The following is a 20,541-nucleotide window of genomic DNA, read 5'->3' as shown; positions in this document are numbered from 1 at the left end:
CACGTTCGCGCGTCGAAGCGGCCGCCCGCCGCACCAAACTGACCACGCCACGCCCACGCACCGCCCCCTGCACATTCGCGCGTCGAAGCGGCCGCCCGCTCTGCACATTCGCGCGCCCAAACGGCCGGCCGCCGCACCAACTCACCACGCCACGCCCACGCACCGCCCGCTGCACATTCGCGCGAACGGGCGGCCCGGCGCCTCAACTGACGTGTCGCGTCACTCCCGCGCGCCGTCCCCCTCGAGCAGGCGCATCAGCAAACCCTTGACCTCGGTCGCGTGGACGCGGGCCGGAGCGACCGCCGGATCGTCGCAGAGCCAGACCGGCCCGTCGGCGGAATCCGCGGGCAGCAGCCCGTGGGAGCCCCGAACCGCCCGCGCACCCGCGTCCAGCCCGACGGCGCTCATGCGATACCGCAGCCCCAGCTTCTTCCTGGCCAGCGCGAGTCCCGCCCGAGCCTTCGCCGCCCCCGGCCCGGCCGGGTCGAAGAACAGCTCCGCGGGGTCGTAGCCAGGCTTGCGGTGAATCTCGACAAGCTGCGCGAAGTCAGGCGCCCGCGCGTCGTCGAGCCAGTAGTAGTACGTGAACCACGCGTCCGGCTCGGCGAGCAGCACCAGCTCGCCGGAGCGCTCGTGCCCGAGCCCGTCCCGGATCTCGCCGACACCCGGCAGCTGCTCGCACACCTTGCGCACCTCTGGCACATCCCGCGCGTCACGAACATAAACGTGCGCGATCTGGTGATCGGCGACGGCGAACGCGCGCGACGTCCACGGGTCGAGATACTCCATCCCGTCCTGCGTGTGCACGTTCAGCCAGCCCTCCGAGCGCAGCAGCCGGTTGATGTCCACCGGCCGGCGCACGTCCGTGATGCCGTACTCGGAAAGCGCCACAATCGTGCGTCCACTCGCGCGCGCCGCGCGCAGCAGCGGCGCGATCACCGTGTCGAGCTCGGCCGCTGCCCGTTCGGCCCGCGGGTCGGACGGGCCGTAGCGCTGCAGGTCGTAGTCGAGGTGCGGGAGGTACACGAGCGTCAGGTCGGGGTTCTTCGCGGACATGATCCGCTCGGCGGCCCGCGCGATCCACGAGGACGAGGGCAGCCCGGCGGTCGGCCCCCAGTACGTGAACAGCGGGAACGGCCCCAGATCGGCGACCAGCTCGTCGTGCAGCTCGGGCGGGAACGTGTAGCAGTCGGGCTCCTTGCGCCCGTCCGCGTAGTAGATCGGCCGCGGGGTGACGGTCCAGTCGACGTCGGCGCCCATCGCGTACCACCAGCAGACGTTGGCGACGGTGAACCCGGGCTCGGCCCGCCGGACGGTGTCCCAGAGCTTCTCGCCGCCGACGAGCGCGTTGTGCTGGCGCCACAGGAGAACCTCGCCGAGATCGCGGAAGTACCACCCGTTGCCGACGATCCCGTGCCCCGACACCGGCTCGCCGGTCAGGAACGTCGACTGCACCGAGCACGTGACCGCGGGCAGCACCGGCTCGAGCGGCACCGCTGCGCCAACGCTCATCAGGTTCGGCATGTGCGGCAGCAGCCGCGGCGTCAAACCGACAACATCGAGCACCAGCAACTGACGACTCATGCAAAGACCTCCCCTTCGCTCCGGCCCCGGCCCGCGCGGCGACCGACTTGCACAGCACTTCGCCCCGGACCGCTCACGCCGCCAACCCCAGACCGAACGCCCTTGCGCAACGAGCCGCTCATTCCTTCAACCCCAGGTCGTGAAGCGTGTCGCGGGTCCAGGCGAGCTCGGCGGCCATCCCGTGGGCCAGCTCACGCGGGCTCTGCGGGCGGCGCTCGGCGGGCAGGACGCCCCAGGTGTACGTCTCCACCTCGAGGTGGTCGCAGGCCGCGACTGGACCCCCGACGAGGACCCCGAGCCCGGCCCGCAGCACCGGCGTGGTCGAGCGCAGCGGCGGCTCCGGCTCCGCGTGCAACGGCACGTGGTAGTGCACGCGCCACGGCTCCCCGCCCGCCTCGGCCGAGGCCAGGGCCTCGTCGAGGTCGTCGTAGGAGTGCCGGCAGCCGGCCGTGCGGGTCTGGTGCAGGAAGCGCGGCTCGGCGTACCGGGTCACGACCTCCCGGGCACCGGCGGGGTCGGCGACCTCCAGCGCGGCCGAGACCTGGACCTTCACCACCGCCAGCCCGGCCCGGGCGAGCCGCTGCACCGCCGCGACCGGGTCCTCCCACTGGCAGGCGAGGTGGGCCAGGTCGACGCAGACGCCGAGCCGGCGCCGGTCGACCCGGGCCAGGTGCACGGTGGCCTGCAGCGTGTTCTCGATGACGCAGCCGGGCTCCGGCTCGAACGCGACCCGCACGGCGCGCCCGGTGAGCGCCTCCAGCCGGGCCAGCCCCTGCGCGAGCGCGTCGAGGGCCTGGCCGACCCGGGCCGACTGCGGGCCGTCCCACGGTTCGCGCCAGCCCAGCGGAAGCGTGGAGATCGAGCCGCGGGCGGCGTCGTCGGGCATCAGGTCCACAAGAATTCGAGCCAGATCCAGGGTGTACCGCAGGCGCGCCGGATCGGCCCAGTCCGGGAAGTACACGGCGCGCTTGACGACCGGAGCGTGGAACGCGCCGTACGGGAAACCGTTGAGCGTCACCACCTCCAGGCCGCGCGCGTCGAGCTCGCGGCGCAGCCGGCGGCGGGCGGTCCCGTCCGCGGCGAGTTCGGCGGCGACGCCGGCGCTGAGCCACAGGCCGAGGCCGAGCAGGTCGGTGCCGAGCCGCTCGCGCATGGGCGTGGCGTAGGTGCCCAGCTGGGCGACGATGCCGTCGAGGTCCTCGGCGGGGTGGACGTTGGTGCCGTACGCCAGGTGGACCGTCTGCCCGTCGGGGTGCCGCAGCCGCATCACTCGCCCCCGCGCCGGATCGAGTTGCCCTCGTGCGTCTCCGCCCTGTCCACTGTGGAGAAATCCAGCTTCTTGGACTGGCCGTAGAACTCGACCGGGTTGCGCCACAGCACGCGGTCCACGTCGTCGTCGGAGAACCCCGCGGCCAGCATTGCTTCACCGGTACTTCTCGTCAGCAGTGGATCCGAGCGCCCCCAGTCGGCGGCGGAGTTGACGAGCATGCGTTCCAGCCCGTACTCGCGCAGGATGTGCACCATCCGCTCGGCCGTCATCTTCGTCTCCGGATAGATGGAGAACCCCATCCAGCAGCCGGACTCGGCCACGGCCGCGACCGTGACCTCGTTGAGGTGGTCGACGGCGACCCGGCCGGGCTCCAGCCCGGACTCGCGCACGACGGCGAGCGTACGTGCGGTACCACGCGCCTTGTCCCGGTGTGGCGTGTGCACGAGCGCCGGCAGTTCGTGTTCGATCGCGAGCGCGAGCTGCGCGGCGAAGACCTCGTCCTCGGCCGGGGTCATCGAGTCGTAGCCGATCTCGCCCACCGCGACGACGCCGTCCTTCTCGAGATAGCGCGGGAGCACGTCGAGCACCTCGCGGCAGCGCGGGTCGTTGGCCTCCTTCGGGTTGAGCGCGATCGTGGCGTGGTGGCGGATGCCGAACTGGCTCGCGCGGTACGGCTCCCACCCGACGAGCGAGTCGAAGTAGTCGGTGAACGAGCCCACGCTGGTGCGGGGCTGGCCGAGCCAGAACGCGGGCTCGACGAGGGCCTGGACGCCGGCCGCGGCCATGCGCTCGTAGTCGTCGGTGGTACGCGAGGTCATGTGGATGTGGGGGTCGAAGATGCGCATCACTGTCCCCTCTCCTGGAGTCGCTGGATCAACGCTTCGGCGTCGGCGGGCATGGCGCGGCCGGCGGCGCGGCGCTCCTCGGCCAGGCCCGCGAGCATGACGCCCAGCTCGGCGTCGGCCCGCTCGTCGAGGTCGGCCACCTGGTCGAGCGGGAGCTGCATGAAGACGGCCTTGAGCACGCCCTGCCGCCACGCGGCCGCGTCGAGGTGCCGGGCGGCCGGCCCCAGCGCGGCGGCGACGAGCCGCGCGTCGTTCGTGCGCAGGGCATCCTCGAGGATGGGCGTCACCGTGTCCGCTTCCGGTTCGAGCAGCGGCAGAGCGCGCAGAATCGCGCGTTTCTCGGCGGCGTCGCCGTGGCGGTACAGCTGCGGGATCTCGCTCCTGTCCTGCAGTCGCGTCAGGAGCAGCACCCTGGCGGCGTCATCGACGCTCCAGCCTGGCGGCTCTTTGAGCATCCAGCGCCCGCAGCGGCGGCCGACGGCCGGGAACAGCCGGCCGATCGCGGCCGGCTGACGGGCCACGGTCTCCAGCGCGGTGTCCAGCCACACGGTGTCGGCGAGTTCGGCGCGCAGTCCTGAAACGAGGTTCACGTGGCCTCCTTGGCTTTGGTCGCGCAGTCCCGTCGCGGCTTCACTGGGCTTCCCCGGCGAATCGCACAGTGCGGTCGCTCATTTCCGCCGCGCTGCCCACGGCGCCACCCAGACCCGATCGGACAGTCCGTCGCGCGTTGCGCAGCGCCACCCTGACCGATCGCGCAGTCCTTCGCGCGTCTCGCGGCGCTCCGCCGGCCTGTTGGCACGGTCCGTTGCGCGTTTCGCAACGCCTCGCCGACCTGGTTGCGCGATTCACAGCGCCTCCTTGGCCTTTTCGCGCAGGAACGCCAGCGAATCCCGAGCGACGGACGGGGCGGCGTGGCTGTGCCGGGGCAGCTCGACCGCGATCAGGCCGCCGTACCCGATGTCGGCCAACGCCCGCAGCACCGGCGGGAAGTCGACCTCGCCCTGCCCGAACTCAAGATGCTCGTGCACACCACGGCGCATGTCATCGATCTGCACGTTCACGAGCGAACCGGCCGCTTTTCGCACACATTCGTCAGCCGGCACCGGTTCCAGACACCGGCAGTGCCCGATGTCGAGTGTGAGTCCGAAGTGGATGGGCGCCCCGAGATCGGCCCGCAGCCGCTCCCAGTCGGCCATCGACTCCACGAGCATCCCCGGCTCCGGCTCGAAGCCGAGCATCATCTCGGCCCCTTCGGCCGCGGCCAGGACCTCGGCGCATCCGCCGACGAGCCGCCGCCAGGCCTCGTCCCGGGCCAGGCCGGCGCGCGGCACCCCGGCCCAGAAGCTGACGGCCTCGGCCCCGAGATCGGCCCCGATCCGCACCGCGCGGCGCAGGAACTCCAGCCGCGGCCCGGGCTCGTCGTCGATCAGCGTGGGAGCATGCTTGTGCCAGGGATCGAGCAGGTAGCGCGCACCGGTCTCGATCACCACGCCGAGCCCGAGCTGACTGAGCCGGTGACTGACCTCGCGCACGTGGCGAGCGACACCGGCGTCGAACGGGTCCAGGTGATGATGGTCGAGGGTGAGCGCCACGCCGTCGTACCCGAGCCCGGCGATGACCGCGAGCGCGTCGTCGAGGCGGTGGTTGCTGAAGCCGTTGGTGCCATAGCCGAACCGGAGCGCGCTCACGCCACCCACCCCTTCCCAACCGCCGGCGCCTCACCTGAGGCCACCGCGCCCGAGGCCGCCCCATCGGAGACCAGCCCACCCGAGACGGCCCCACTGCAGAGCAGCCCACCCGAGGCCGCCCCACCGGAAACCAGCACACTCAAGGCCGCCCCACCGGAAACCGGCGCAGTCGAGGCCAGCCCACCGGCGGTCGCCGCAACCGAGGCCGACTGAGCCGAACCCGCCGTGCCCCCAGGCATCACCGCCCGCGACATGGCACAAGCTCCTCCGCACGCACTCGCACGAGTCGCCATTCGTCCACTCGATCGCATCGCCTCGCGCCCGATCGCGTCGGCCACCGCTCGCTCAATGGAGCCCGTCGCCTTGCGCGCGAACGCGCAAGCCGCCACTCGCTCAGTCGTTCGCGTCGCCTTGCGCGCGAACGTGCATGACGGTGCACTCACGTCGGGCTCACCTTCTTCGCGAGGCGGCGAGCCAGTTCGCTCACCGCGGCGACGGCAAGGCCGAGCCGAGGCGCCCCGGCGCGAGCGGTCAGCGCGCCCTGCAGCGCGGGCATGTTGACGATTCCGGCCCCGACCGCACGCTGCATGTGCGAGGCGTCCGGGTTCCGCACGGCGTCGAGCTGCGGCCGGCCGTACCGGATCGCGTACCACCCGGCGAGCGCCCCCGCCGCCGGCGTCCCGCCCGCGGCCGTCGCGACCACGGCCGTCCCGGCAAGCGTCCGAGTCGGCAGGTCCGGCGTAGCGCCGTCCACTTCAGCTTGCGACAGTGCGGTGACGGTGTATGTGTGCGCGAACATGGTCGCCGCCGGCCAAACGGCCTTCCCGGGTTGCTCATGCGCACCGAGCAGCACATTGAGCGCTCGACAGGTGGCCATGAGCGCCGGTGTCTTCGGCCCGAGGTCGTACGCCCAGATCGCCCCGGCCAGCGGCGCCGCGACAAGCAGCGCCTTGCGGCCGCCGGCGAGACCGGCCGCGACCACACCGGCGGTGGTCAGGCCGGCCGCGATGCCGAGCGCGGCCCCGGGCGAGACGCGGCCGGAGGGAATCGGCCGCTCGGGCCGCTCCTTGGCGTCGATCTCGCGGTCGGCCCAGTCGTTGGCGGCCATGCCGGCCCAGTACAGCAGCACGCTCGCCCCGGCCAGTCCCGCCGTCTTCGGCCCGAGTCGCCGCGCGGCCGCCGCGCCCGCGATGATGTCCCCCGGCACCGACAGGGCCGCGGGTGCTCGAACGAGTTCGACCAGGTCACGCCACTTCATCGCGACCCTCGAGCAGCTCGGCGAGCGTCGCGTCCCGGGCAGCCATGCCGTGGACGCTCCAACGCTACGGGCACACGAACGACTTCGGCCGACTCGTGCCACCTCATCGCAGGCCCTCGACGAACTCGGCCAGCGTCTCGAACTGGGCGCCCAGGGCGTGGTCCGTGTCGCCGAGCGGGTCCTTGAAGAAGAACGCGAGCGCCGCGAGCGGCCCGACCTGTCCGTTCCTGTGCGCGGCCGCGGTGAGTCGCGCAAGGTCGAGCACAAGCGGCGCCGCGAGAGCGGAGTCGCACCCGTGCCAGGTGAACTCCATGCGCATCGCGGTGCCGAGGAAGCCCTCGAACGTGACGAGATCCCAGGCGGTCTTGAAGTCGCCGAGCCCCGGAACGTACTCGATGCGCGTCGTCCCGTCCGGCACGTACCCGAGCGTTTCGCCGAGCACGCGCTGCTTGCTCGCCGACTTCGCGGCGTTGGCGGCCGGTTCGGCGAGCGTGGCCCCGTCGCCGCCGCCGAGCAGGTTGATGCCCGACCACGAGGTCGCGTGCAGCCTCCGCATCGCGAACATCGGAGCGAGCACGGACTTGAGCAGGGTCTCGCCCGTTTTGCCGTCGTGCCCCGCGTACGGGGTGCCACGCTCCAACGCAAGTTCGTGCAGTGCCGGGAGTCGCGCACCGGTGGACGGAGTGAAGTCGACGTACGCGCACCCCGCGCTCATCGCCGCGTAGGCCGCGACCGAGCTGCCGGGAAGCACCTGCTCAGGCGTCGCCATGGCCGCGCGGAGCCGGTCGAGCCCGGCGTGCGCGGGGTGCGGCGCCGCGGCGGCCTCGGTGGACGAGACGTTGACGACGACGACCCGCTCCAGCTCGTGGCGGTCCCGGAACCGTTCCAGGTCGCCCTGCATGACCGCGGCCGTTTCACGCTGGGTCGGCGCGTGGGGCACCGGCCGTACGTCGTCGTCCACTATCGACAGTTCACTGTGGAGGGCCGCGACCAGCCGCGCGGGAACGACCCCGGCCGCGGCGAGCGCCTCGGCCCGCTTGAGCAGGCTCGTATTGACCACGTCGTGACCACCGAACACGAGGTCCGCGAACGCGGGCAGGGCCCCGGTTCGCAGCCGCGGATGCTCGGTGACACAGCCGATCGGCTCGGCCAGCCCGGACCGCAACGCGGCGGCTCCGACAATGCTGGTGACGGCGACAGAACCGCGTGCGCCGACCAGCCACACACCCGTACGCACGGGCTCCTCCTAGCGGGTGAGGAACGTGGCGATAGGGATCCATGGATGACGACATCGCCAAATGTCGCTGGATTAGGAGCCTAGATCGAACCCCAGGCTTTCCGCCAGACCCAACCGAACTTTTGTCAAAATCAAAAAAACTTCCGCACTCGTACCGCGAAAGTCCCGCCCCACCCGCCAGCCGCCCACGCTCCTGAGCAGCGCTTTCACGTCCTCGCCACCCATCGGCCCCCTTCGCGCCCGGCTCTCCACCCGCGACACCAGCAGCCCTCCCGGTGCGGTGCTGCACCCGCTGCCCGTCACCAAGCTGTGCGGTGCGGGCCTGGCGAACTACAGCCTCACCGCCAATTGCCATTTGGCCGACGGACCAAGGTCGCAACTCTCGGTTGTGGCGGCCGCCCGAACTCAGCCGCCACAACCGTCTCCACCCGAGCAGGCATCGCCAACGGCTTGATGGCGAACGCCCGGTCAGACCGGCACGCCACTCCGCTGCCGGAAGACGAATCGCTCAACAGCCGTCCACAACCCGGTAGTCACCAAATAGATCCCGGCCGCGACCGGCACGAACGCCGCGAACGCAACCGTCGCGAACGACAACACCCGCACATATACGGGCGACCCGGCCGGCAACTGGCGAACATTCCACACCGCGATCCCGACGAGCGCCGCAACGATCAACCACCCGGCGAGCAGCCCCGGGTGTCCGATCAGCCGCTGGGTGAGATCGAACCCGAACAGCGAATGCCCGCGCATGTCCCCGTTGGTGAACTCCCGGTACAGCAGCCAGATGAACGGCGCCTGAGCAAGCATCGGCACCAGCCCGGCGAACGGCCCGGACCCGGCTTCCCGCATGAGCGCAGTGGTCTTCTCGGCAAGCACGACAGGCTCGTGCCCGTGCCGCTCCCGAATCTGCGCGAGCTGGGGCGCCAGCTTCGCCCGCACCCGCTCCGCGCGATACGCCCGAATGCTCAACGGCAGCAGCCCCGCACGCAGCAGAAGCGTCGCGACAACGATCGCCAGAGGCACCGACCCGAGCAGTCCGGCCAGCCCAAGCAAAATCTCATGTACCACGTTTCTGACCCCTTCACATCCGCCAAAGCAATGGCATTTCCGACGGCCGACACCGCCAAGGCGCACAATCGAGCGCTCAACGCCGCGACCAGGTAAAACGTCAGTAGCGAGCCCGACCCGCCCGGCACCGCGCCACGGCGTCAACGACCGGTCGGCACTCGCGCGCGGCGACTCGCCGCACCAACCCGAAAGCGCACAATCCCGCCGCACAGTCGTGCCTGCCCAGACTCGCGCGAAACGCGGCAGCGGGCCGCGGCCGCACTCACCGCAAGCGCGCAAATCCGTAGCCACACAAAGCCCGTAGCCACGCAAAGCCCGCAACACCCGTAGCCGCACAAAGCCGGCGAGCACGCAAAGCCCGCAACGCCCGTAGCCGCGCAGAGTCGGCGAGGACGCAAAGTCCGCAACCGACAGAAGCCGACAAGCACGCAAAGCCCGCTGGGCTTCGCAAAGTCGCGCGGCTGAGCGATTCGTCAGTACGCAACGAGCGAACGCCCACCGCTCGCCCGATGACCGATTCGCCACCGAACGCACAACGAGCAGTGACCAAACGCGCACCATTGCCCAGTCAGACGCGACCTCGACAGCCACGCAACGGACACCGAGGCAGCTCGCTTAACACGCGCATTGAGCAGCCGCCAAGCGCGCGATGAGCGATCACCCAGGAACCGGCGATCAGCGACCGCCCAGGAACCCGCGATGAACAGTCATCAAGGAACGCGCGATGGGCAGCTCACTCGACAGCCCCCGGCGAGCAATCCCGCGCAACCGCGCACTGCGAGCCAGCAGCAACCGCGCACTGAGCAAACAGCGATGTGCACGATGCACCGAATCACTCATCCGCGCACGGCGAACGATTGGATCGCGGTGCACGCTGGGCGAGTCGGTCGGCAACGCGCGCTCACCGATTCCGTCACCGTCGTGCGCACTCGTCCGATCAGCGCCCGGCCCCGGCGACTGAGCGAGTCAGCTCCGCGGTACGCGGTGAACGATCAGCGCTCGGTGCCGCGACTGAACGAATCAGCTCGGCGGTACGAAGTGAACGCTCAGGACTCGGCGCCGCGACCGAACGAATCAGCTCCGCGGTACGAAGTGAACGCCCAGCGCACGACGCCGCGACTGAGCGAATCAGCTCCGCGGTGCCGGATGAGCGATCAGACTCCGGGCGCCCGGGGCCGCGGCCGACCGTCTGCGTCGGGGTCCACGGAGCGAATGGCCTGCCCGAGGCCGATCCGGGCCCGGGCCGGCAAGGCCAGCAGCCGCGCGGGAGCCGCCGGTGCCCCGGCCACGAACCGGGCCGCCAGCACGACCGCGAGCGCGGCGAGTACGGCCGTCGCCACAGCGACGACGTCACCGGGTGAGCCGACCAGGGCCCACGCGGCGATCAGGGTGGTCATCGACCACGACATGCCACCGATGGTAGGCACCTCCGGCAACGCGCACATCCGCCCACGGGAGTACTCGGCAGCCCCGAACACCATCCGCCGGGCGTAGCCGTCCAAGCCAGGCGGGTGAGCCGGCGACCCCCGAGAACCACAGGCCGACCATGATCCGCATCGCTAGAGAAGCGGGAAGCGCGAAGCGGGAAGCGCGAAGCGGGAAGCGCGAAGCCGGAAGCGCGAAGCCGGAAGCCGGAAGCGCGAAGCCGGAAGAAGGGTGCGGCTACCTGGCTGGCTCGCGGGACTTGACCCAAGCCGCGACCTGCGTCCGGGACTCCAGGTTCAGCTTGCTCAGGATGTTCGAGACGTGGACGGCGGCCGTGCGGGGCGAGATGTACAGCCGGCGGGCCAGTTCGGCATTGGTCAGGCCCTCGGCGAGCAGGACGGCCACCTCGCGCTCCCGCGGCGTCAGCGACTGGTCGCCCGACGCCGTCGGGGCGCTCAGGCCGAGGCGGCCGCGCAGGCCGGTGAGTTCGGCGACGCGCCAGCCCGCCCAGCGGGTGAGGAACGGCTCGGCCGTGCGGACCGACGTTCGCGCGGCCTCGAGGTCGCCCAGGGCGAGCAGGCAGCGGGCGGCGCCCAGGTGCCCGGTGCCGCGCTGGGCCGGCAGGAGCATGGTCGGCTCGGCCACGGCGCGGCGGTAGAGGCGCAGCGCCTCCGTGGTGTCGCCGGCGGCCTCGGCGATCTGGGCGTCGGCGAGCCAGCGGTACGCGTCGTCGAAGAGCGGGTCGTCGATCGCGGCCGCGATCGGGCGCAGCTCGTCGACGGCGAGGCCGGCGGCCAGGCCCGCGGAGATGAGGTCGTGGGCGAAGTCGCGGCCGGTGACGCCGGTGACGCGGACGGCGGCGAGCACGGTGCGCAGCAGCTCGCGGGCGAGCTCGGCGCGGCCCAGGCGGCAGGCGAGGTGGAACTGCAGGCCGGGCACCGAGGTCTGGGTGAGCATCGTGTAGGCGTCGGTGGACTGCTCGATCAGGCCGCGGATGACGGTGTCGGCCTTGTCGAGCTCGCCGGCCTCCAGCAGCAGCCCGGCGAAGAGCACGCCGTGATAGTCGCTGCCGTTGCGGGTGCGCAGCAGGCCACGGTCGCGGCGGCGGGCCGCCTCCAGCTCGGCGAGGGCGGCGCCGAGGTTGCCCTCCTGCACGGCGAGGCGGGCGCGGCCCTGGAAGTAGGCGGCGACGGCCAGCGACTCGAACCCGGCCCGCTCGGCGAAGGTGCGCATCCGCTCCAGCGCGGCCGCCCAGTCGGCGGGGCCGCCCGGCAGCAGGCTGTAGAGGTTGTTGAGCGAGCGGGCGGCCAGCAGCCACTCGCCCGCCTCCTCGGCCTCCTGGGTGGCCTCGTTGAGCAGCTTCACGCCCTCCTCGACGCCCGCCGCGACGTTGACGAGGGCCGAGCCCTTCTCGACCTTGCCGGCGAGCCACACGGCGGGCAGGCCGAGCTCCTCGCCGAGGGCGATCGCCATGTCGGCCCAGGCCACGGCGCGCTCGGTGTCGTCGTGGAGCATGTACGCCTGGGCGATCGCCGCATACGCGTGCGCCTTGGCCGGCCCGTCGTCGAGGTGCGCGATCTCGCGCCGCAGCTGGGCCGCGCGCTCCTGCATGCTCCCGCTGCTGCCGATCTCCCAGCTGAGCCGGACCAGCAGCCGCAGCGCGTCGGCGCGCTCCTCGCGGGTGCCGGCCGCGTCCAGCCAGCGCCGCCCGAGCTCCTGCGCGTCGTCGAGGAGGCCGGCCAGCCAGGCGGCCCGGGCCCCGCAGGAGAGCAGCTCGACGTCGTCGGGCAGCTCGTCGAGGCCCATCTCGGCGAGCTGGAGCGCCTGATAGGGCGAGCCCATCGCGAGGTAGACCACGAGCCCGCGCCGGGCCGCCTCCACCATGTCGAGGTAGCGCCCGGCGCCCCGCGCGTGGTGGGCCACGAGCGCGTAGTCCTTGCTGCCGGTGGACAGCAGCGTCTCGAGCGCGAGCTCGTGCAGGCGGCGCCGCTGACGGGCGAGCAGCTCGTCGACGATGGCCTCGCGGGTCAGCGCGTGGCGGAAGCTGAACTCGTCGTCGCCGGTCTCGACCATGAGCCCGCGGCGCACCAGGTCCCGCAGGCCGTCGATGAGCTCGTTCTCGTCGAATCCGGTGACGGCGGCAAGCAGGTCGAAGGGCACCTTGCGGCCCAGCACCGCGGAGGCCTCGACGATGCGCTTCTCGCCGGTGTCGAGGTCGTCGAGCTGGCGGCGCAGGGCCTCGGCGATGTTCCACGGCAGCGGCCGGTCGCACAGGGTGTCGAGGTCGGCGTCGCCGTTGGCCTTGAGCAGTTCCTCGAGGAAGAACGGGTTGCCGCCGGTGCGGTTGTGCAGCGACAGGGCGGTGCGGTAGGCGGGCGGCCGGCCGGTCGCCGACTTCAGGAACATCGACGTGTCGGCGAGGCTGAGCCGCTCGAGCCGCACGTTGGTGATCGTGTACCGCCGTTCGAGCCGGGTCAGCAGGTCGGCGAGCGGGTGCCGGCGGGTGACCTCGTCGGGCCGGTAGGTCCCGATGAGCAGCCGCTCCCCCGGCAGCTCGGCGATCCGCTCGAACAGCGCGACGCTCTCGGAGTCGGCCCAGTGCAGGTCCTCGAAGAGGACGATGGACGGGCCGGGCGTGGTCAGCAGCCGCACGATCTCCAGCCCGGCCTGGATGCGGTCGATCATCGAGCGGGACGCGTCGGTGACGACGCGCAGCAGTTCCGGGTCGAGCAGCTCGGCGCGGCGGCTGCTGTCGATGGCGTCGAGCAGGACTTCGAAGGGGCGGCTGAGGGCGCCGGGATCGGCCTGGCCGTCGAGGACCGGGACCGTCTCGGGCAGGCCTGCGATGAGCTCGTGGACCAGGCGGCTCTTGCCGATGCCCGGTTCCCCGCCGAGCATGGCGATGGAAGGCTCGGACCCGTCGACGAGCCGGCGCAACCGGCGCAGCTCGTCGTCGCGGCCGACCATCACCTGGCTCATTCCGCTACGGCTGGCCCGCACGGCACCAGCCTACCGGCGGGCGGCCGATGCTCCGGCAGTGATGGACGCGACCTGCGCCACCACGGCCGGCGTGCGCCCCGCTCGTCCGCGCGACGGTGTGCCTCGAGGCCGAGCAGGCCCTGCTGGCGGTGCTGGAGCTGGCTGTAGAGAAAGACCGGGTGCATGGTTTCGACTCCCTGGATCGACCGTGGGCCCAATCCTGTCGGGGTGAGCCTCGCCTGCCATCCGCACCGATTGCGTATCTTCGGCCCCGCGACCGGCCTAGTCATCGCCGGGCCGACTAGTCACCGGCCTCGGGCACAAAAGAGCAGCCCCGGCAAGGCCGGGGCTGCTCTCCCCCGCGGTTCGGTCGCGGGTGGCTCAGGCGAGGTGCTCGCGCTGGTTTCGACGGCGCAGCCGCACGCGGCTTGTCCAGTGCTTGTGGTCGTCGAGCATGTCCTGACGACGCTGGCGAAAGATCTCGCTGAGCAGGCTCTCGTGGACGTTCATGGTGTCGGGCCCCTTTCAACCTTGTGACTCCATCCTGTCGGAGCAGGGGCTGCGTTCCATCTGTCACGCTTACGTAATCGCGACGCCCGGACATACGTAGACGACCCCCACCGGCGTCTACGTATGTCCGGCCCGGACTAGTCATGCCGCATCGCCGCAGGTTACGGGCGTGTGGGACGGGGAACGGGTCGAGCATGATGCGTATCGGGACCTCCGGCTGGCAGTACAAGGACTGGCGCGATCGCTTCTATCCCCGCGACGTGCCGCACCGTCTGTGGTTGGAGCACTACGCGGCGGCGTTCGGCACCGTGGAGGTGAACAACGCGTTCTACCGGCTGCCGGAGCGCAAGACGTTCGAGGACTGGCGGACGCGCACCCCGGCGGACTTCAGCTTCGCGGTCAAGGCGAGCCGGTTCCTCACGCACGTCAAGCGCCTGCGGGAGCCGGAGGAGCCGGTGGGCCGCCTCATGGATCGGGCGGCCGGGCTGGGTCGCAAGCTCGGACCGGTACTGCTGCAGCTGCCTCCGACCCTCCCCGCCGACCCGGAGGCGCTGGACCGGACGCTGCGGGCGTTCCCGCGCGGCGTCCGGATCGCGGTCGAGCCACGGCACGACTCCTGGTGGAACGGCGACGTGAAGGCGGTACTGACGCAGCATGATGCGGCCCTGTGCTGGTCGGACCGCAAGGGCCGCCCGCAGTCGCCGCTGTGGCGCACCGCGGGCTGGGGTTACCTGCGCCTGCACGAGGGCCGCGCCACGCCCTGGCCCCGTTACGGCCGCGCATCCCTCGATTCGTGGACGGCGCGCCTGGCCGGGACTTTCACGAACCAGGACATTTACGTGTACTTCAACAACGACCAGGGCTGCGCGGCCGTCGCCGACGCCGTGGCCTTCGCGCGGCTGGCCGAGCGCCGGGGGTTCGCGGTCGGGCGCGCCCCGCAGCGGCTGCCCCGCTGGTCGTAGGCTTCCCCGGTGGCCAAGTTCTGTTGCGCGGCGTTCGTGGTCGTCGCCTTCTTCGCGGTGCTCGTCTGGCAGCGGCGGCACCTGATGAACCGCAAGCGCGACGATCTCGACTAGTACGGCCTTCGACTACCCAGCGCTACCACCGACCGGCAGGAATACCGGCAGAACCGGCGGTGGCTCCTTCGCCGGTTCCCGCCGCCCACGCGGTGCCGGGCAACGCCGATGTATCAGGCGGGCGGGGCGCTTGCTCTTCTCCGGTGGAACGTCTCCCGATGATCGTAGGACGTTTCAATTCATCGGATATCCGGCAGAACCGCCGGACAAACGCGGTGAATGCCGAGAAGGCAGGCACCGGAGGTCGCCATGAGATCGCACAGAGTGATGAAGGGGCAACGGAACCGGGACGTTCCCGATATTCTGTGTGTTCGATGTGGGGACCGGAGGGGGGCCGCCCATATGGGCAAGCACGGGGTCGCGTCGGCACACGCACACCTGCGCGGAACACGGTGACCGCAACGGTGGGGCGGGACGGCGGCGCGTTCACCGGCGCGACCGAGGCCGTCCTGCACCTGCACCGGGCCGCCAACGCCGTCCGGCAGCACGTCGAGCAGGAGGTGCTGCGCCCCCGCCAGCTGACCTGGACCGGCTTCGTGGTGCTGCGCACCGTATGGGCCGCGCGCCGCATCGAGACCCGCCACGTGGCCGAGCAGGCCGGCATCTCCAAGGCGACCCTCACCGGCGTGGCCGACACGCTGTCCGGGCGCGGCCTGATGAAGCGGGCCGACCACCCCGGCGACGGCCGTCTGGTGCTGCTGCAGCTGACCCGCAAGGGGCACCGGTTGATCCGGGAGCTGCTCCCGGAGGCCGAGCATGCGGAGTCGTACGCGCTGTCGTACCTGGAGCCCGGCGAGCTCGCCCGCATCACCGCAGCGCTGCGTGGACTGGTCGATCACCTGGAGCGATCACGGTAACGCCCTTTGCCCGAATGACACCCCAAGCGGGGAAATGCGTCATTCGAACGGGGCCGGCTCGTTAGGCATGCAACCTGAACAGTGCCATAACGGGTGTGACCTCCAGCGCGGAGAATCCGACCCGGCTGGACTACTGTTCGAGGCAGCGCCGCCAACCCAAAAGGTGTCCGAACGGGCACAATTGATGCATACAGCACGGTCTTTTCATCTCCCCGTGAAGAGATCAGACTGCTGGTGAAAGCCGCATGTCCCCCCCGAAGTCCCTGGAAGGATCCCGATGACCGAGGCAGGCAACCACGACGACGCCGGTGAGTCCGGTTCGCCGGACCTGCCGCTGCGCTCGGCCGCGCCCGCCCGGCGCGCCTCCGTCGGCGACCTGACCCAGAACGACCCGATCCGCATCGACGACTACCGGCTGCTCGGCCAGCTCGGCGTCGGCGGCATGGGCACCGTCTACCTCGCGCAGTCGCCCGAGGGCAGCCGGGTCGCGGTCAAGCTGGTGCACCAGCACCTCGCGCGCGACCCCCGCTTCCGGGTGCGCTTCGCCGGCGAGGTCCGCGCCGCCCAGCGGGTGCCCGGCTTCTGCACCGCGCGCGTGCTCGACTCGGGCGTGTACGAGGAGCGGCCGTACCTGGTCACGGAGTACCTCGAGGGCATCCCGCTGTCCCGCCTCGTCGCCGACGACGGCCCGCTCGACCCGGCCATGCTGCACAGCGTGGCGCTCGGGGTCGCGGCGTCGCTCGCGGCCATCCACAACGTCGGCCTCGTGCACCGCGACCTCAAGCCGAGCAACCTGATGGTCACGCTCGGTGGTGTCCGGATCATCGACTTCGGCATCGCGCGCGCACTCGACGCCGCCAGTGACATCACCGGTACCGGCAACATCGTCGGCAGCCTCGGATGGGCCTCCCCCGAGCAGCTGCGCGCCGAGGAGCCCACGGCGGCGATGGACATCTTCGGCTGGGGCTGCCTCGTCGCGTTCGCCGCGACCGGCCGCCACCCCTACGGCGGGGAGGAGGCGGCCGCCCGGGCCTGGAAGATCCTGGAGGGCGAGCCCGACCTCAGCGGCATCCCCGACCCGGTGCGCGACCTCGTCGCCGCCGCCCTGAGCCGCGACCCCCAGGACCGCCCGGACGCGCGCCAGCTGCTGCTCGGCCTGGCCATCGACGACCTCGAGGCGGCCACCGTCCCCGTGCAGCGGCGCTGGCTGCGCGCCCCGGCCCAGATGTCCCGGCGCCGGGTCACGTCGATGGCGATCGCGCTGCCGATGGCCCTCGCGCTCGTCTTCGCCGCGGCCGAGACGACCTCGGACCTCATCGGCGGCAACCCGGGCGGCGACACGCACCACGGCACGACCGGCGGCGACTCGGTGACCACGAACCTGTCCCCGGCCCCGGCTCCGGCCGCGACGGCCGGCCTCGGCAACGGCAACGGGGCGAACAACGGCTCGAACGAGAAGATGATCGGCAACCCGACCAACACCGCCCAGCCCGCGGCGCCGACGCAGACGGTCGACGGTGGCGTGGTCACGCCGACGCAGACGACGCCGGTCGTCGTCACGACGACGCCGACCCCCACGCCGACCACGCCCGCTCCGACCACCGCCGGCCCGACCACGCCGACGTCGGAGCCGCCGACCGAACCTCCCGTCGCCGCCCCGCCGGTGGCGTAGCGCTCACAGCTTCCCTACGGCGCGGCGCTCACGGCCTTCGCCGCGCCGTGACCCTCACGGCTTCCCACGGGGCGGCGCGCTCGGCTTCTCGTGGTGCGGCGCTCACGGCCCTCGCCGCGCCGTGGCCCTCACGGCTTCCCACGGGGGCGGCGCGCTCGGCTTCTCGTGGTGCGGCGCTCACAGCCTTCGCCGCGCCGCGACACTCACGGCCCTCGCCGCGCCGTGACCCTCACGGCTTCCCACGGCGCTCTCGGCTTCTCGTGGTGCGGCGCTCGCGGCGTCCCGGTGCTGAACGTTTCGGGGCGAACCGTCGCGCTAGAAGAGCTCGAGGTAGCCCCGGATCGCCTCGTCGAGCACCTCGGCTCCGGGGCGTGACCACACGCCCTCGTGGAAGACCTCGACCTCGATCGGCCCGCGGTACCCGGTCGCGTCCACCGCCTCGCGGAAGCGACGCAGCTCCACGCAGCCGGTGCCGGGCAGCCCACGCCCGAGCAGCACGCCCTCGGGCAGCGGGGTGATCCAGTCCGCGAGCTGGAAACACGCGATCCGCCCGGCGGCCCCGGCCCGCGCCAGTTGCGCCCAGACCTGGTCGTCCCACCACACGTGGTACGTGTCGATCGCAACCCCCACCGCGCCGGCCGGGAACTGCTCGGCAATGTCGAGCGCGTTGCCGAGCGTGGCGATCACACAACGGTCCGAAGCGAACATCGGGTGCAGCGGCTCGATCGCGAGCTTAACGCCGGCCGCCTGCGCATGCGGCACCAGCTCCGCGATCGCGTCCGCAACCCGCCGCCGCGCGCCGTCGATGTCGCGACTGCCCGCGGGCAAACCGCCACTGACGAGCACGAGCACCGGCGCGCCGAGCGTGGCCGCCTCCTCGATCGCGCGGAGATTGTCGTCGAACCAGTCATCGGCGGTGAAGAACCCCCCGCGGCAGAGCGTGGTGACATCGAGCCCGGCCGATCGCACGAGCGCCGCCGTGCGCTCGACCCCGAGCTCCGCGACCTGGTCGCGCCACAACCCGATGCCGGGCACGCCAGCGGCTACGCAGCCGGCAACGGTGTCCTCCATGGGCCAGCGCTTGGTGGTCGCCTGGTTCAGCGAGAACCGGGACAGGTCGCTCACAGTGCCCTCCATCAGCTATTTCTTCCATGTACCGCACGTGCAACCCCACCCCGCGCCTCACCCGACTTCGCGTGGCGCGCCGACTTCGCCCCCTGCCGCGTTCAACCCGGTGCACAAACGAACACCCACCCGCCCTGGGGAGCCCCGCATCCAACTCGCGCACGACCCGCCGAGCGAACGCGCACCCACTCGCCTCCGTCCGACCCGCACACATTCACGCGTGATCGAACACAATCGTCCGGACGACCGCCGCGAACGCCTTCGAACAATCGCGGTGAACGCGTTCGCGCGGGCGTCCGAGCGTCCGAGCGTCCGAACCGAGCCGTGACTACGTGAACGTGCGCACACGCGTCCGAGCGTGCGAACCTGAACGGCTGCGCGAACGCGACCACGTAGACGAACGCTCACACGAACGCGAACGGCAACGCGCGGACGAACTCGAACAAGAATGGGCATCGGACCGTCGGAACCAGAACGGGTGCGCGAAACGTGCGAACCCGAACGGGTCCCGCAACCGTGCAACCCGAACGGGTGCGCGAAACGTGCCACACCCGAACGAGTGCGCGAACGTGCAACCCGAACGGGTCCCGCGAACGTGCAAACCCGAACGAGTGCGCGAAACGTGCGAACCCGAACGGGTCCCGCGAGTGTGCAAACCCGAACGGGCCGGCGAATGTGCAACCCGAACGGACGCGAACGTGCAAACCCGAACATGCCCGCGAACGTGCGAAACCGAGCGTGCGAACCTGAACGGGCGTGGCCGGACGCGCGAACGCGGGCGAGTGCGGCTACAGGTCGAGAGCGGGGATCTCGATGCGCCGGCCGGTTCGGGCGGACTCCAGGCCCAGTTCGGCCAGCTGGACGCCCCGCGCGCCGGCTGCGAAGTCCCACGGGAACGCCGCGTCCTCGACCACGTGGCGCAGGAACAGCTCCCACTGCACCTTGAACCCGTTGTCGAACACCTCGTTGTCCGGCACCTGCTGCCACTGCGAACGAAAACGCTCAGTAGCCGGCAGATCCGGGTTCCACACCGGCTTCGGCGTCGACCCGCGGTGCTGGATGTGGCACTCCCGCAGCCCGGCGACCGCGCTGCCGTGGGTGCCGTCCACCTGGAACTCGACGAGCTCGTCGCGGTACACGCGCACGGCCCACGACGAGTTGATCTGCGCGATCGCGCCACCCTCGAGCTCGAACGTGCCGTAGGCCGCATCGTCCGCCGTCGCCTCGTACGCGGCGCCGGACTCGTCGACGCGCGACGGGATGTGGGTCGCGATCGTCGCCTGCACCGAGCGGACGGGGGCGAAGATGCGCTCCAGCACGTACTGCCAATGCGGGAACATGTCCACGACGATCCCGCCACCGTCGGCCGACCGGTAGTTCCACGACGGACGCTGCGCCGCCTGCCAGTCGCCCTCGAAGACCCAGTAGCCGAACTCGCCCCGGACCGACAGGATGCGGCCGAAGAAGCCGCCCTCGACGAGTCGTGCAAGCTTGCGCAGACCAGGCAGGAAGAGCTTGTCCTGTACCACGCCGTGTTTGACGCCCGCAGCGCGCGCGGCGCGGCACAGGTCGACGGCGGCCGCGGTGTCCTCGGCGAGCGGCTTCTCGGTGTAGACGTGCCTGCCGGCCTCGATCGCCGCGCGGATGGCCTTCTCGCGCTGCTGGGTCACCTGCGCGTCGAAGTAGATCTGCACGTCGTCGCGGTGCAAGGCGGCGTCAAGGTCGGTTGTCCATTCGCTCAAGCCGTGCCGCTCGGCGATCTCCTGCAGCTTGGCCTCGTTGCGACCGACGAGGATCGGCTCCGGCCAGATGCGCCGGCCGTCGCCGGCGGGCAGGCCGCCCTCCTCCCGGATGGCCAGCAGCGAGCGGACGAGGTGCTGGCGGTACCCCATGCGGCCGGTCACGCCGTTGAGGACGATGCCGATCGGAACGCGGTTCACGGGT

Annotated in this window: 16 protein-coding genes; 3 read left to right on the top strand and 13 right to left on the bottom strand. The window is 71.4% G+C overall.

Annotated elements, in window-relative coordinates; translation table 11 throughout:
* Window positions 1-219: 219 nt before the first annotated feature.
* From ACQP2P_RS09815 to ACQP2P_RS09765, 11 genes are all read right to left on the bottom strand, one after another.
* The gene (locus ACQP2P_RS09815; RefSeq protein ID WP_433614861.1) at window positions 220-1,584 is read right to left on the bottom strand and encodes an alkaline phosphatase family protein; all 1,365 of its coding nucleotides are present in this window, start codon (window positions 1,582-1,584) and stop codon (window positions 220-222) included.
* 118 nt (window positions 1,585-1,702) lie between these two features.
* Window positions 1,703-2,851 carry a metabolite traffic protein EboE gene (gene eboE, locus ACQP2P_RS09810; RefSeq protein ID WP_433614859.1) on the bottom strand — a complete coding sequence of 383 codons (1,149 nt, stop codon included), beginning with the start codon at window positions 2,849-2,851 and terminating at the stop codon, window positions 1,703-1,705.
* Window positions 2,851-3,699 carry a TatD family hydrolase gene (locus tag ACQP2P_RS09805; RefSeq protein WP_433614858.1) on the bottom strand — a complete coding sequence of 283 codons (849 nt, stop codon included), beginning with the start codon at window positions 3,697-3,699 and terminating at the stop codon, window positions 2,851-2,853. Before ACQP2P_RS09805 ends, eboE begins: the two co-directional genes overlap by 1 nt.
* Entirely contained in the window at window positions 3,699-4,289 is a 591-nt protein-coding gene (locus tag ACQP2P_RS09800) for an EboA domain-containing protein (RefSeq protein WP_433614856.1), read from the bottom strand. Before ACQP2P_RS09800 ends, ACQP2P_RS09805 begins: the two co-directional genes overlap by 1 nt.
* Before the next feature lie 255 nt (window positions 4,290-4,544).
* Window positions 4,545-5,387 carry a sugar phosphate isomerase/epimerase family protein gene (locus tag ACQP2P_RS09795; protein ID WP_433614854.1) on the bottom strand — a complete coding sequence of 281 codons (843 nt, stop codon included), beginning with the start codon at window positions 5,385-5,387 and terminating at the stop codon, window positions 4,545-4,547.
* Window positions 5,388-5,826: 439 nt separating this feature from the next.
* Window positions 5,827-6,645 carry an SCO3242 family prenyltransferase gene (locus ACQP2P_RS09790; RefSeq protein ID WP_433614852.1) on the bottom strand — a complete coding sequence of 273 codons (819 nt, stop codon included), beginning with the start codon at window positions 6,643-6,645 and terminating at the stop codon, window positions 5,827-5,829.
* A gap of 103 nt (window positions 6,646-6,748) precedes the next feature.
* Window positions 6,749-7,882 carry an inositol-3-phosphate synthase gene (locus ACQP2P_RS09785; RefSeq protein WP_433614850.1) on the bottom strand — a complete coding sequence of 378 codons (1,134 nt, stop codon included), beginning with the start codon at window positions 7,880-7,882 and terminating at the stop codon, window positions 6,749-6,751.
* A 468-nt stretch (window positions 7,883-8,350) separates the two neighbouring features.
* Window positions 8,351-8,953: a membrane protein insertase YidC gene (yidC, locus tag ACQP2P_RS09780; protein WP_433614849.1), complete on the bottom strand. Its 603-nt coding sequence runs from the start codon at window positions 8,951-8,953 to the stop codon at window positions 8,351-8,353.
* 1,154 nt (window positions 8,954-10,107) lie between these two features.
* The gene (locus ACQP2P_RS09775) at window positions 10,108-10,362 is read right to left on the bottom strand and encodes a DUF6412 domain-containing protein (RefSeq protein ID WP_350626284.1); all 255 of its coding nucleotides are present in this window, start codon (window positions 10,360-10,362) and stop codon (window positions 10,108-10,110) included.
* 253 nt (window positions 10,363-10,615) lie between these two features.
* Entirely contained in the window at window positions 10,616-13,378 is a 2,763-nt protein-coding gene (locus ACQP2P_RS09770) for an ATP-binding protein (RefSeq protein WP_433614847.1), read from the bottom strand.
* Between the two features lie 360 nt (window positions 13,379-13,738).
* Window positions 13,739-13,867: a hypothetical protein gene (locus ACQP2P_RS09765; RefSeq protein WP_433614846.1), complete on the bottom strand. Its 129-nt coding sequence runs from the start codon at window positions 13,865-13,867 to the stop codon at window positions 13,739-13,741.
* A 194-nt stretch (window positions 13,868-14,061) separates the two neighbouring features.
* On the opposite strand from ACQP2P_RS09765, the gene ACQP2P_RS09760 reads away from it, so the two are divergent.
* The 3 genes from ACQP2P_RS09760 to ACQP2P_RS09750 all read left to right on the top strand — a co-directional run bounded on the left by ACQP2P_RS09760 (window position 14,062) and on the right by ACQP2P_RS09750 (window position 17,472).
* Window positions 14,062-14,829: a DUF72 domain-containing protein gene (locus ACQP2P_RS09760; RefSeq protein ID WP_433614844.1), complete on the top strand. Its 768-nt coding sequence runs from the start codon at window positions 14,062-14,064 to the stop codon at window positions 14,827-14,829.
* Between the two features lie 506 nt (window positions 14,830-15,335).
* Window positions 15,336-15,800, top strand: a complete 465-nt coding sequence (locus ACQP2P_RS09755) for a MarR family winged helix-turn-helix transcriptional regulator (RefSeq protein ID WP_433614842.1) — start codon at window positions 15,336-15,338, stop codon at window positions 15,798-15,800.
* Window positions 15,801-16,077: 277 nt separating this feature from the next.
* A complete protein-coding gene (locus ACQP2P_RS09750; protein WP_433614840.1) occupies window positions 16,078-17,472 on the top strand; it encodes a serine/threonine-protein kinase in 1,395 nt (464 codons plus the stop codon).
* A gap of 315 nt (window positions 17,473-17,787) precedes the next feature.
* On the opposite strand, the gene ACQP2P_RS09745 is transcribed toward ACQP2P_RS09750, so the two are convergent.
* The gene (locus ACQP2P_RS09745) at window positions 17,788-18,588 is read right to left on the bottom strand and encodes a sugar phosphate isomerase/epimerase family protein (protein WP_433619075.1); all 801 of its coding nucleotides are present in this window, start codon (window positions 18,586-18,588) and stop codon (window positions 17,788-17,790) included.
* A gap of 797 nt (window positions 18,589-19,385) precedes the next feature.
* On the bottom strand, window positions 19,386-20,537 hold the full coding sequence (locus ACQP2P_RS09740; protein ID WP_433614838.1) for a Gfo/Idh/MocA family protein: 1,152 nt from the start codon (window positions 20,535-20,537) through the stop codon (window positions 19,386-19,388).
* Window positions 20,538-20,541 lie beyond the last annotated feature (4 nt).

Source organism: Dactylosporangium sp. CA-139114, assembly GCF_050955725.1.
In the GTDB taxonomy this organism is placed as follows: domain Bacteria; phylum Actinomycetota; class Actinomycetes; order Mycobacteriales; family Micromonosporaceae; genus Dactylosporangium.
The sequence above is the reverse complement of the archived record's forward strand: the minus strand, read 5'-3'. Positions and strand labels throughout refer to the sequence as shown.